Genomic DNA, 11,996 nt, shown 5'->3' with positions numbered 1-11,996 from the left:
GGTGCCCGGGCGGTCGGGAAGAGTGACCCGCGAGCGGTAGCGGAGGGAACCCGGTGCGAGTCCGGGACGGTCCCGCCACTGTGACCGGGAGATTCCCCGGGAGTCAGGAGACTCCGGCCGCTCGCGTCGACCGACGAGCGGGCGTGGACACCCGCCGGAAGGGATCCTGGTGACGACTCCGTACCCGTTCTCGGCCGTGGTGGGCCTTGATGATCTGCGCTTGGCGCTCCTGCTCACCGCCGTCTCCCCGGCCGTCGGCGGGGTCCTGGTGCGCGGCGAGAAGGGCACCGCCAAGAGCACCGTCGTCCGGGCGCTGGCCGCGCTGCTGCCGCACGTCGAGGTGGTGCACGGCTGCCGGTTCGCCTGCGACCCGGAAGCCCCCGACCCCGGCTGCCCGGACGGCCCGCACACGCCCGGCGGGCCGTCCGACTTCCGCCCGGCCAGTCTGGTCGAGCTGCCGGTCGGCGCCACCGAGGACCGGGTCGTCGGCACCCTCGACCTGCAGCGGGCCCTCAGTGACGGGGTCAAGGCCTACGAGCCCGGCCTGCTCGCCGCCGCGCACCGCGGTGTGCTCTACGTCGACGAGGTGAACCTGCTTCCCGACCACCTCGTCGACCTGCTGCTGGACGCCGCCGCGATGGGCCGCGCCCACGTCGAGCGTGACGGTGTGTCGGTCAAGCATGCGGCCCGGTTCCTGCTGGTCGGCACCATGAACCCGGAGGAGGGCGAACCCCGCCCCCAACTCGTCGACCGGTTCGGCCTGGTAGTGACGGTGGCGGCCCCGCGCGACGCCGTGCAGCGGGCCGAGGTGGTCCGGCGCCGCCTCGCCTACGAGGCCGATCCGGCCCGGTTCGCCGCCCGCTACGTCGAGGAGGAACGCGCCCACGCCGGCCGGATCGCCGCGGCCCGTGCCGTCCTCCCGTCGGTCGAACTCCCCGACGCGGAACTCGACCGGATCGCCCGGGTCTGCCTCGCCTACGGGGTGGACGGCATGCGCGCCGACATCGTGGTGGCCCGGTGCGCGGTGGCCCTGGCTGCCTGGCACGGCCGTACCCGCGTCACCGCCACCGACGTCGCCGACGCCGCACGGCTCGCCCTGCCGCATCGCCGCCGCACCGACCCCCTCGACCCGCCCGGCACCGACGAGCAGAGACTCGACGAGGCCCTCGCCGAGGCCGACCGTCAGGCGGAGGCCGACCGTCAGGCGGAGGCCGACCGTCAGGCGGAGGCCGACCGTCAGGCGGAGGCCGACCGTCAGGCCGAAGAGGAGCGCCGTGACGCCTCCTCGTCCGAGGCCGACGGCGACGGCGACGACGAGCCGGACCCCGGGCCGGGCGGCCCTGACGGCGGGCCTGACAACGGCGGGCCGGACAACGGCGGGCCGGACGGTGGTGACGGTCCGCGTGACGGCGGCGGCCCGTCCCACCCCGACAACCCCTCCGGCGGTACGCCCGACAGCGGCTCTCCGCACCCCGGCACCGACACCGTCCCGGAGACGAGCGACAGCGGCAGCCGCGCACCCGTGGGTGCGGCCGCCACCGCCGGGTCCGCCTACCGCACCCGGACGCTCCGCATCTCCGCCCGCGGCGAGGGTGGTCACACCGGCCGCCGGTCCCCGGCCTTCGCCCGCCGTGGCCGCGTCGTCGGTAGTCGTCCCCCGCACGGCAAGCTCTCCGGCGCTCCCCACCTGTTCGCCACACTCCGCGCCGCCCTCGACCGCACCGCCTTGGACCGCACCGCTCTGGATCGCGCTGCTCTGGATGGCACCGCTCTGGATCGCGCCGCTCGCGCCCACCTCAGGGCCCCTGCCGACGGTGCCACGCTCGGCCGTGCGATCGATCGTGCAGCCGCGGACGGTTCCGCTGCCGGCCGCGGTATCCGGGTGCTGCCGGGGGATCTGCGGGAGTCGGTTCATGTGGGACGGGAGGCGAACCTGGTGCTCTTCGTCGTGGACGCCTCCGGGTCGATGGCCGCACGGAAGCGGATGACGCTGGTCAAGACGGCGGTGCTGTCGCTGCTGCGGGACGCCTACCAGCGGCGGGACCGGATCGGGATGATCACGTTCCGGGGGAGTGACGCGGAGGTCGTGCTGCCGCCGACGTCCAGCCACGAGGTCGGCGTGCAGCGTCTGGCCGCGCTGCGGACCGGCGGGCGCACCCCGCTCGCCGCCGGGCTCCGTGCCGCCGCGGCGACGATCGCCACCGAACGTCGCCGCGATCCGCGCCGCCGCCCGCTGCTGGTGCTGGTCACCGACGGCCGCGCCACGAGCGGTCCCGACCCGGTGCGCCTGGTGCCGGCGCTGGCCGGGGTGGCGAGCGTGGTCGTCGACTGCGAATCCGGCCCGATCCGCCTGGGCCTGGCCCGCCGGCTCGCGGCCGCGTTGCAGGCCGAAGTCATGCCGCTCGACCAGCTCGAGGCCGCCACCGTCCTCCGCAGCCCTGCCGCACGTCCTGCCGAGCCGGAGGACCGTGCCTACCGGCGTGCGGCGTGACCCCCCGCCCCGCCCGTAGTCCCACCACCCTTCCGTCCGAGCATGACGTGGCGGACCGACGGCCAGTTCCGGTCCAGGTCCGGGTGAGGCGTCGCTCGGGCGTCTCCGCGGTGGCCGGGGATGTCTCGGAGCGACGGCCGGTGCCGGGTCCCGCCTGGTCGGTCCTGGTCCGGATGAGTCGACGGTCAGGCGTATTCCGGTGGTCGGTGAGGTTTTCGAGCGACGGCCGGTGTCGGGATTCCGCGGCCTGGTCGGTCCCGGTGCGGGTGAGTCGACGCGCGGGCGTCTTCCCGGTGCTGGACGACCGGCTGGAGTGGCGGGACGCCGGCGAGGACGCGGCCAGATCTTGTGTGGTTCGGGCGGGTATGACGGCCGAACCACACACGCGGGGTAGCCGGGAGGGCCGCCGGAGGGTGAGCGGCGGGAGCCGCGCCGAGTTCGGTCGCCGCGGATGGCGGAACGGCGGAGTCCGGTAAGGGCGGCTAGGTGCGTACCAGGAAGGGGGTTCCGGCGACGGAGGCCGTGCGGCAGGCGCGGACCGTGAGTGGCGGCGGAGGCCGTGCGGGAGATGTGGACCGTGAGTGGCGGCGGAGGCCGTGCGGGAAGCGGACCGTGAGTGGCAGGCGTGTTGTGGCGGGGACTTTGTGGGAAGGGGAGGACTGTGCCGCAGGGCAGAGTGACGAGTGTGCCGGATGACGGGCTGACGACGCGGCAGCGGCGGCGGCAGGCGGTGTTCGCCGTGCACACCGGGGCGGGCAAGGGGAAGTCGACGGCCGCGTTCGGGATGGCGTTGCGGGCGTGGAGCGCGGGGTGGCCGATCGGCGTGTTCCAGTTCGTGAAGTCGGAGAAGTGGAAGGTCGGGGAGGAGACGGCTCTCAAAGCGCTCGGCTCCCTGCAGCAGACCCCGGTGACCTGGCACAAGATGGGGGAGGGCTGGTCCTGGATCCAGCGGGCCGGCAGTGAGCGGGACCACGCCGCGGAGGCTGCCGAGGGCTGGGCGCAGATCAAGCGGGATCTGGCGGCGGAGACGTTCAAGTTCTACGTGCTGGACGAGTTCACCTATCCGATGAAGTGGGGGTGGGTGGACGTGGCGGACGTCGTCGAGACCCTGGCGAACCGGCCGGGAATCCAACATGTGGTGATCACCGGGCGGGACGCGCATCCGGATCTGCTCGCGGCGGCGGACCTGGTCACCGAGATGACGAAGGTCAAGCACCCGATGGACGCGGGACGTAAGGGCCAGCAGGGCATCGAATGGTGAACCGGATCGTGATCGCGGCACCGGCCAGCGGGCACGGGAAGACGACGGTGGCGACCGGGCTGCTGGCGGCGTTCGCGCGGCGCGGGCTGCGGGTGGCGCCGTTCAAGGTGGGGCCGGACTACATCGACCCGGGCTACCACGCGCTCGCGGCGGGCCGGCCGGGACGCAACCTGGATCCGGTGATGGTCGGGGAGGATCTGGTCGGGCCGCTGTTCGCGCACGGCTCGCAGGGGGCCGACCTGGCGGTCGTCGAAGGGGTGATGGGTCTCTACGACGGGCGGACCGGCGCCGGTGACACCGGATCGACGGCGCAGGTCGCGAACCTGCTCGACGCTCCGGTGATCATGGTGGTCGACGCGGCGGCGCAGGGCCGGTCGATCGCGGCGGTGGTGCACGGATTCCGCAGCTTCGGGACGGTGCGGCTGGCCGGGGTGATCCTCAACCGGGTCGGGTCGGACCGGCACGAGCAGATCCTGCGGGACGCCTGCGAGGAGGTCGGGACGCCGGTGCTCGGCGCGTTGCGGCGGGCCGACGCGGTGGCGGCGCCGTCGCGGCATCTCGGGCTGGTTCCGGCGGCGGAACGGCGGGCCGAGGCCCTCGCGTCGGTGGAGGCCCTCGCGGCGCTGGTCGCGGCGTCGGTCGATCTGGACGCGGTGGCGGCGGTGGCGCGGTCCGCGGCGCCGCTCACGGTGACCCCGTGGACCCCGCGGGCGCCGGAGCCGGTGGCGGACGGCCCGGTGGTCGCGGTCGCCGGTGGCCCGGCTTTCAGCTTCTCGTACGCCGAGACGACGGAACTGCTGTCCGGGGCGGGGGCGACGGTCGTGCCGTTCGATCCGCTGCACGACACCGCCCTGCCGGCGGGCACGAAGGCGCTGGTGGTCGGGGGCGGCTTCCCCGAGGTGTACGCGTCCGCCCTCGCCGGCAACGCCGAACTGCTGGCCGATGTGCGCGGCTTCGGGGGCCTGATCGCCGCCGAGTGCGCCGGGTTGCTGTGGCTGTGCAAGACCCTCGACGGGGCGCCGATGTGCGGCGTGCTGGACGCCGACGCGGTGATGACACCGTCGCTGACCCTCGGGTACCGCGACGCGGTCGCCCTGTCCGACAGCCCTCTGGCGCCGGCGGGGACCCGGGTCACCGGGCACGAGTTCCACCGCACGGTCGTGTCGCCCCGTTCCGGTCTGCTGCTGTCCCCGGCCTCCGGGGCGGCCTGGGCCTGGCGCGGCGCCGACCCGGAGGGTTTCGCGACACCCACGGTGCACGCCTCCTACCTGCATCTGCACTGGGCGGGGCAGCGGGGCATGGCGGAGCGGCTGGTCCGGGCCGCGGCCGTGGCGTGACCGATCTGGTGCTCGGGCTCGGCGCCCGGTCCGGGGTCCCCGCCGGGGAACTGGCCGGCGCGATCCGGGCCGTGCTCGCCGCCGCCGGGGTGCCGCCGGCCCGGGTCGGGACGGTCGCCACCCTGGACCGGCGGGCGGCCGAGCCGGGCGTGCGCGCGTTCGCCCGGGCGGCGGGCTGGCGGCTGACCGGGTTCGCCGCCGCGGCCCTCGCCGGTCAGCCGGTGTTCCGGCCCAGCGGGCGGGTCGCGGCGGCGGTCGGCACGCCGGGTGTCGCCGAGGCGGCGGCGCTGCTGGCCGCCGGCCCCGGCGCGGTGCTGGTGCTGCCGAAACAGGTGTACGGCCGGGTCACTGTCGCGTTGGCTGCGACTGCCTGAACAGGCCGTCACCGGGGCGCGAGCCGGGGATCTCGGTGGTCGGCGCGTTCCACGGCTCGACCGCCGGGACGGGTGTCCCGGCCCCCGGTTCGGTCTTGCGATCGAGAGCCGGGTCCATGCGGGTGACGGCCGGTTCCGTACGGCCGGCGGCCGCTTCCAGCTTCTTCTTGAGCCAGGAGGCGATCGGCTTCTCCGCGATGTGGTGCAGCACCCAGGCGGCCAGCAGCATCAGCGCCAGGGTCGCGAGGGCGACCACGTAGCGCGGGGCCACGCCGTGGGCGCCCTTGATGATCGTCCAGCCGATGTATTCGTGCAGCAGGTAGAACGGGTACGTCAGCAGCCCGGCCGTGGTGAGCCAGCGCCATCTGATCCAGGACGCGTACCCGAGCGCGATCAGGCCGAGCGTCAGGAAGTAGCCGGTGACCACGACGACGCCGGTCGCCGGGTTGAGGTGCCGCAACTCGCTGAGCCTGGTGACGCTGTGCGCGGCCAGGGCGTAGGAGAGCCCGACCAGCCCCCACAGCCGGATGTCCGGGCCGAACCGGTGGATCAGGTAGAACGCGATGCCGGCGACGAAGTACGGGGCGTACATCGGCTGGAAGATCGCGTCCAGCAGCGGCAGTTTGGCGCCGACGGTGAGCAGCGCGCAGAGCAGCCAGCCGTACCCGAACGCGATGGTCCGGGTCAGGGTGAGCCCGCGGAACAGCAGGACCAGGGCGAACAGCAGGTAGAACCGGGTCTCCGCCCAGAGCGTCCAGTACACCGGATCGATGTAGCCGACACCGGCCGGGACGTTCAGCATGGTCAGGTTGACCAGCACGTCGTCGATGTCCGGGCGGCCGCGCACCCACGGCCAGATCGTCACCACCAGCGCCGTGATCAGCACGGCCGGCCAGTACGCCGGGAACAACCGCACGATCCGCGACCTGGTGAACTGCGCCGGGCTGCGGCCCCAGCTGCTCATGCAGATCACGAAGCCGCTGATCATGAAGAACAGCTCGACGCCCAGCCAGCCGTACTTGAAGACGTCGCTGAAGCCGGGGAACGCCTGGTCCCGGGGGACGCCCCAGATCATCCGCGAGGCCGTCTCATGGGAGGTGTAGTGATACACCGCCACCATGAGGGCCGCCGAGATCCGCAGGCCGTCGATGATCACCAGACGGGTGCCCCCGCCGCGCCGGCCCTGTTGCTGGGCGCTCACCGGGCGCCACGACTCAGAAAAAGCACAGGGCCAACATAGATCATCGACGACCCGCGAACACGTCCGATGGTGCGGAAGGTGAAAGTGTGATGACAGGGTGACCAGGTGTGTGCTACCCAGCCACCGGCCATTCGTGGACCGGGACGTTCTCGTGCATCAACGGCAGATAGCGCCGCAGCATCTCGTGCAGCGCCCGCTGCCGGTCCTGACCCTGCGCCTCCAGCGCGTGCAACGTCTCCACCTGCCAGGACGCGCCGTTGCGGTGCCGCAGGCAGCGCTGCTCGATGATGCCGAGCAGCCGGTCCCGCTGGACCGGGTTGACGCCCCACAGGTCGAGACCGGCCGCCGCCTGCGGCAACAGGCTGCGCAGCACCAGCTCGGTCACCGGCAGGGTGCCGTGCCCGGGCCAGAACACGCTGGCGTCGATGCCGTGCCGGGCGCAGCTGTGGAAGTTCTCCTCGGCGGCGCGGAAGCTCATCTGGGTCCAGAGCGGGCGGTCAGCCTCGGCGATCGTACGGGCCAGGCCGTAGTAGAACGCCGCGTTGGCGATCGTGTCGGCGACCGTCGGCCCGGCCGGCATCACCCGGTTCTCCACCCGCAGGTGCGGGCGGCCGTTGACCACCGCGTAGATCGGCCGGTTCCATCGGTACACCGTGCCGTTGTGCAGTCGCAGCTCGCTCAGCTCGGGGATCTCGCCGCGCTCCAGGATCTCCGCCGGATCGTGGATGTCACAGATCGGCAGGAGCGCCGGGAAGTAGCGGACGTTCTCCTCGAACAGGTCGAAGACACTGGTGATCCAGCGTTCGCCGAACCAGACACGTGGGCGTACCCCCTGGGCTCTTATCTCCTCGCTGCGGGTGTCGGTGGCCTGCTCGAACAGCGGGATCCGGGTCTCCCGCCACAGCTCCCGGCCGAACAGCAGCGGCGAGTTCGCCCCCAGCGCGACCTGGATGCCGGCGACGATCTGGGAGGCGTTCCAGTACGCCGCGAACTGCGCCGGGCTCACCTGCAGGTGGAACTGGGTGCTGGTGCAGGCCGCCTCCGGGGCGATGGTGTCCGTGGTGACGGCCAGCCGGTCCACCCCGTCGATCCGGATGTCCAGGTCCTCGCCGCGGGCCGCGAAGATCTGCTCGTTCAGCAGCTGGTAACGCGGGTTCACGGTGAGCGCCTCGCCGGTGAGGTGTTCACGCCGCAGCGTCGGCAGGATCCCGACGGTGACCATGTGCGCGCCGGCCGCCCGGGCGCGCCGTTCGGCCTGGTTCAGGCTGGAGCGCAGGCCGCGTTCCAGTTCGGCGAAGTCGTCGCCCGCCAGCCTCCTCGGCGGCAGGTTCACCTCGATGTTGAACTGCCCCAGCTCCGTCTGGAAGTCGGGATCGGCGATCGCGTTCAGCACCTCCGCGTTCCGCATCGCCGGATCGGCGTTGTCGTCGATCAGGTTGAGCTCGATCTCCATGCCGGTCAGCGGCCGCTCGAACTCGAAGCGTGCCTCGCGCAACATCGTCGCGAACACGTCGAGACTGCGGCGGATCTTCTGCCGGTAGCGGGTCCGGTCCTCGCGGGTGAAATTGGTCTGGTCGACTTTCTCGCCCACCGCGCACCACCTTTCGAGCCGTCTTCAAAGACGCCAGAGGATCGCGCGGCGCCATAGCCGCCATCCCCCGACCTCATGATGACGGCTGTCGATGGCTCGAGGGCCTGAACCGACCGTCCATTCTCGCCTGGAGCCCAATCGATCTTCCATGGGCCGTGTATCTACCCGCCGGGCTGCAAAATCATCCAAGCCAGGCGGCGAGCAGCGTGCCGGCGACCGCGAGACCGACCACCGCCTGCAGCAGCAGGGCCGGGCCCAGATGCGACCACTGGGTGGGGATGCGCGGAGTCAACGGCTGCATGGTCGTCAGGTTCACCACCTGGGTCAGCCGGACCGGCAGGGTCGGATCGGCCTGCGGCTGGGTGCGGACCTGGACCAGGTCGCCGCGGTGCAGCGCCGACTGCGGCAACTGCCCGTGCATCTCGATCTCGTAGGTCTGCCCCAGGTCGTCGCGCAGCCGCACCGGGGTCACCAGGAACTCCGGGCCCTTGCGCAGGTCCTTGAGAGAGCGGCGGGCCGGTCTCATCCGGAAGATCGCGGCCAGCAACTGGGCGATGCCCGCCGTCACGAAGACGGCCAGGGCGAGGGGGCGGCCGATCCGGACCTCACGGGTGTACGAGGCCTGGAAGCCGACGAAACGGCCGGTGATGATGGGACTGACATGCCGGAGGATCCGCTCGCGGTGCAGCTCGATGTCGTCCATGGGGGGTCACCTCCTTGGATGTTCTTCAATGCTACGGAGAGAGCAGACCTAGACACCGTGAGTGAATTCCTCTCCCGTGCATACCCCTGGATCCGTCGCGCCGCCCGGTTTTCCCACGACCCACCCACGGATCCGCACGGATCTGCGGAAATCCACCATCCGAGAACCCCCGAAGGGGTGAACTGGAGCCGAGTCGAGATCCGGCGGGGATGATCCCTGCCGTCCCGGCACGTGGACCGGCGGTGATGGGGGCGACTTCAGCGATGGCATCGACTTACGTCAAGCCGGAGAGCGTGCTGGCGCGCACCGCGAGCAGAATGGTCGAGGCGCACGGCGGGCTCGGTCCGTACGACGGCGCCACCGACTGCCCCGCCTGCGGGGAACCGCTGCCCTGCCGCACCGCCCTGGCCGCCGCCGAGGTCCTCGCCGCCGCCGGCCTCGCCGAGGACTCCGGCCTCGTCGCCGCCACCCGCCCCGCCTGGACCCCGCCGCCCGGCGCGGGCCTGATGCCACCGGCCGCCCCGTCGGCGCCACCCTGGGAGCCATCGTCATATGACGCTACTTCTGTACCTTCTGTCGCCCCTACTGAACCGGCTCCGCTGGGTCTGCTCCGGCCCGCTGTCCCGGCCGGCGAACCCGCCATCGGCACGGCGGCCGTTCCAAGCCCGGAACCGGCTCTCGGTTCCGCGGCTCTCGGTTTCACGGCTCTGGGTTCTACGGCTCCGGGTTCTACGGCTTCCGGTCCCATCGCTTCCGGCCCTGTCGCTTTCGGGTCCACCGCTGCCGGTTCCATCGCCTTCGGTTCCACCGCGTTCGGTTCCACCGCTCTCGGCGAACCGCCTCCGGAGGCCGCCGGGCCGTCCACCGCCGGACGCCACGGCCTCGACCCGGCCGCAGACACGGATCCGGCCGTCCCCGCCCCGGGGAGCCCCACCGCGGCGTTCCCGCCCTGGCCGCCGGCGGCCGACACCGGCCTGCGGGCACCCGCGCCCGAACCGTCCGCGCCCGGCTGGGCCACCGAGGAGACCGGGTCCTGGGCCGCGACCGGCGAGAACCGCCGCCCGCCCTGGCTGACCGGTGACAACGATCCGCAGACGGCGGGCACACCGGCGATCCCGGACGTTGCGGTCCCCGGTCCCTCCGGAACAAGCTTCCCGGGTACGCCGCCGCACGGCGCCGACACCCCCGGTGACTCCACGTCCTGGACCAGCCTGCTCGGTTCCCCGGCGGACGGCTCCTCCGCGGCCCGTGGCGGGGAATCCGCGGGAGTGTCCTTCCCGTGGAACCCTGCGCCGGGTTCCGCGGCAGCGGCGGGCGGCGGTGGAATGCCGGCCATGAGCGGACCGTCGGCGGGGCCGGCGTGGGGCGGCACGATGGGCGGCCTGTCGGAGCCGTCAGGCGTCGCGATGCCCCCGACACCCGCCGCTCCCGGCCGGGCCACGTTCGGTTCGGCTGCGGATCCTGGCTCGGCCATGTTCGGTTCGGCTGCGGATCCTGGCTCGGCCATGTTCGGTTCGGCTGCGGCTCCTGGCTCGGCCATGTTCGGTTCGGCTGCGGCTCCCGGCTCGGCCGAGTTCGGTTCCGCTGCGGCTTCCAACTCGAACCAGTTCGGTCCGGGTGCGGCGATGTCTGCGGCCTCCGGCCCGAACGAGTCGGGTCCCGGTGCGGGGATGCCTGTGGCTTCCGGCTCGTTCGGTTCGGGTGCCGGGGAGGATCCGAAGGCGGGTTTCGCGGGCGCGGGACAACCTGCTGCCGGAACGGCAGGCATGGCGTCGTACGGTCCCGGCGCCGCCGGACCGTCGCACGCCGGGGCCGCTGCGCCCGGCGGAATGGCTCCGTCGGGCCCTGGAGCCGCCAGCGATCCCGCAGCGCCGGGCATCTTCGGGCCGGGTGCCGTCGGAACCTCGGGAATGGCTGATGTCCCCGGTACCGCTGGGGACTTCGGCGCCGCCGGGGGGCCGGTTGCCAATGCGTCTCCCGGTGCTGCCGGTGCCTGGGTTGCCGATGGCGGTTCCGGTTCAGCCGGTGCCTTGGGTGCTGATGGCGGTTCCGGTTCAGCCGGTGCTTTGGGTGCTGATGGCGGTTACGGTTCGGCCGGTGCGTGGGCGGCTGGTTCCGGTCCCGGTTCCGCCGGTGCAGTGGGAACTTTCGGGGGCCCGGATGCCGGAATGCCCGGAACCGCTGATGCCGCGCCCGGCGGCATGGCGTTCGGAACCGGCGGTGGGGCCGCGTCGGCCGGAGGGCATCCCGGCGTCGACGACGTGGACGAGTTGATGCGCCGGCCTCCGCTCTACAGCCAGCAGAACAGCCCGCTCGACGCGCCCCGGTTCACCCGGTCGGCACGCCCGGCGCAGGCCTCGGCCATGCCGCCCGCACCGATGGCCGGCGCCTTCGCCTCGAACCTGGCAGCCGTCCCGCAGTCGGCAGCCGCTCCCGACCAGACCGGTACGCTCCCGCCGCCTCCGGCCATGTCCGGCGCCGGTGGCGAGGCGTCGACCGCCGCACGTTCTCCGCTGCCGCCGGCTGGGCCGGGCCAGAACAACATCCCGATGCCGCCGCCGGCATCAGCCCCGCCCACCGGTGGCGCGCCGCTCCAGGCGCCCGCCATGGGCCAGCACGGCAGCCTGTCACCCGCCGGCTCGCCCGGCATGCCGATGCCGCCGTCCGGTGCGGCCCAGACCGGTATGCCGATGACCGCGCCCGGTGCGGCCCAGACTGGTATGCCGATGTCGGCCCCCGGCACGGGCCCGGCTGGGATTCCGATGTCGGCTCCTGGCGGGGGCCGGTCCGGGGTGCCGATGTCGGCCCCTGGCGACGGCCAGACCGTCATGCCGGTGCCGGCCCCGGGTGGAGGTCAGCCGCAGACGACTTCCGGGCGTCCGGCACTGCAGGCTCCGAACATGGGCCAGCAGAACGCGCCGTCGGCTGGTGGCCGGGCACCGTTGCAGGCGCCGGACATCGGCCAGCAGAACGCCCCTCTTGCGGGGCAGGGCGGTGGGCGCGCACCGTTGCGGGCACCCGATATGGGCCAGCACAAC

General features: G+C 73.0%; 7 protein-coding genes, 1 pseudogene and 1 riboswitch. Of the genes and pseudogenes, 5 read left to right on the top strand and 3 right to left on the bottom strand.

Annotated elements, in window-relative coordinates:
* Positions 1 to 17: 17 nt before the first annotated feature.
* Positions 18 to 136: riboswitch (cobalamin riboswitch) on the top strand.
* Between the two features lie 33 nt (positions 137 to 169).
* The 4 genes from Aut01nite_RS03500 to Aut01nite_RS03485 all read left to right on the top strand — a co-directional run bounded on the left by Aut01nite_RS03500 (position 170) and on the right by Aut01nite_RS03485 (position 5,463).
* Positions 170 to 2,491 carry a VWA domain-containing protein gene (locus Aut01nite_RS03500; protein ID WP_043529181.1) on the top strand — a complete coding sequence of 774 codons (2,322 nt, stop codon included), beginning with the start codon at positions 170 to 172 and terminating at the stop codon, positions 2,489 to 2,491.
* A gap of 661 nt (positions 2,492 to 3,152) precedes the next feature.
* Positions 3,153 to 3,752 (top strand): cob(I)yrinic acid a,c-diamide adenosyltransferase, encoded by a 600-nt coding sequence (gene cobO / locus Aut01nite_RS03495; protein WP_043529179.1) that lies wholly within the window; start codon positions 3,153 to 3,155, stop codon positions 3,750 to 3,752.
* A complete protein-coding gene (locus Aut01nite_RS03490; RefSeq protein ID WP_043529177.1) occupies positions 3,746 to 5,089 on the top strand; it encodes a cobyrinic acid a,c-diamide synthase CobB in 1,344 nt (447 codons plus the stop codon). The genes cobO and Aut01nite_RS03490 overlap by 7 nt, the downstream gene beginning before the upstream one ends.
* Positions 5,086 to 5,463, top strand: a complete 378-nt coding sequence (locus Aut01nite_RS03485; RefSeq protein WP_201775584.1) for a cobalamin biosynthesis protein — start codon at positions 5,086 to 5,088, stop codon at positions 5,461 to 5,463. Before Aut01nite_RS03490 ends, Aut01nite_RS03485 begins: the two co-directional genes overlap by 4 nt.
* On the opposite strand, the gene Aut01nite_RS03480 is transcribed toward Aut01nite_RS03485, so the two are convergent.
* The 3 genes from Aut01nite_RS03480 to Aut01nite_RS03470 all read right to left on the bottom strand — a co-directional run bounded on the left by Aut01nite_RS03480 (position 5,435) and on the right by Aut01nite_RS03470 (position 8,958).
* Positions 5,435 to 6,664: an acyltransferase family protein gene (locus Aut01nite_RS03480; protein ID WP_052164213.1), complete on the bottom strand. Its 1,230-nt coding sequence runs from the start codon at positions 6,662 to 6,664 to the stop codon at positions 5,435 to 5,437. The genes Aut01nite_RS03485 and Aut01nite_RS03480 overlap by 29 nt on opposite strands.
* Positions 6,665 to 6,776: 112 nt before the next feature.
* A complete protein-coding gene (locus tag Aut01nite_RS03475) occupies positions 6,777 to 8,255 on the bottom strand; it encodes a glutamate-cysteine ligase family protein (RefSeq protein WP_043529175.1) in 1,479 nt (492 codons plus the stop codon).
* A gap of 181 nt (positions 8,256 to 8,436) precedes the next feature.
* Positions 8,437 to 8,958 carry a hypothetical protein gene (locus Aut01nite_RS03470; RefSeq protein ID WP_043529173.1) on the bottom strand — a complete coding sequence of 174 codons (522 nt, stop codon included), beginning with the start codon at positions 8,956 to 8,958 and terminating at the stop codon, positions 8,437 to 8,439.
* A 2,168-nt stretch (positions 8,959 to 11,126) separates the two neighbouring features.
* Between Aut01nite_RS03470 and Aut01nite_RS03465 the strand changes: the two are divergent.
* Positions 11,127 to 11,996 (top strand): annotated as a pseudogene (locus Aut01nite_RS03465) (hypothetical protein); the annotation flags it as partial.

Origin of the sequence: Actinoplanes utahensis (genome assembly GCF_016862455.1) — a bacterium.
Taxonomy (GTDB): Bacteria; Actinomycetota; Actinomycetes; order Mycobacteriales; family Micromonosporaceae; genus Actinoplanes; species Actinoplanes utahensis.
The sequence above is the reverse complement of the archived record's forward strand: the minus strand, read 5'-3'. Positions and strand labels throughout refer to the sequence as shown.

Excerpts from the sequence above, each read along its gene's own strand:
- Aut01nite_RS03490 (WP_043529177.1), top strand. The coding sequence starts at position 3,746 with ATGGTGAACCGGATCGTGATCGCGGCACCGGCCAGCGGGCACGGGAAG.
- Aut01nite_RS03470 (WP_043529173.1), bottom strand. The coding sequence starts at position 8,958 with ATGGACGACATCGAGCTGCACCGCGAGCGGATCCTCCGGCATGTCAGT.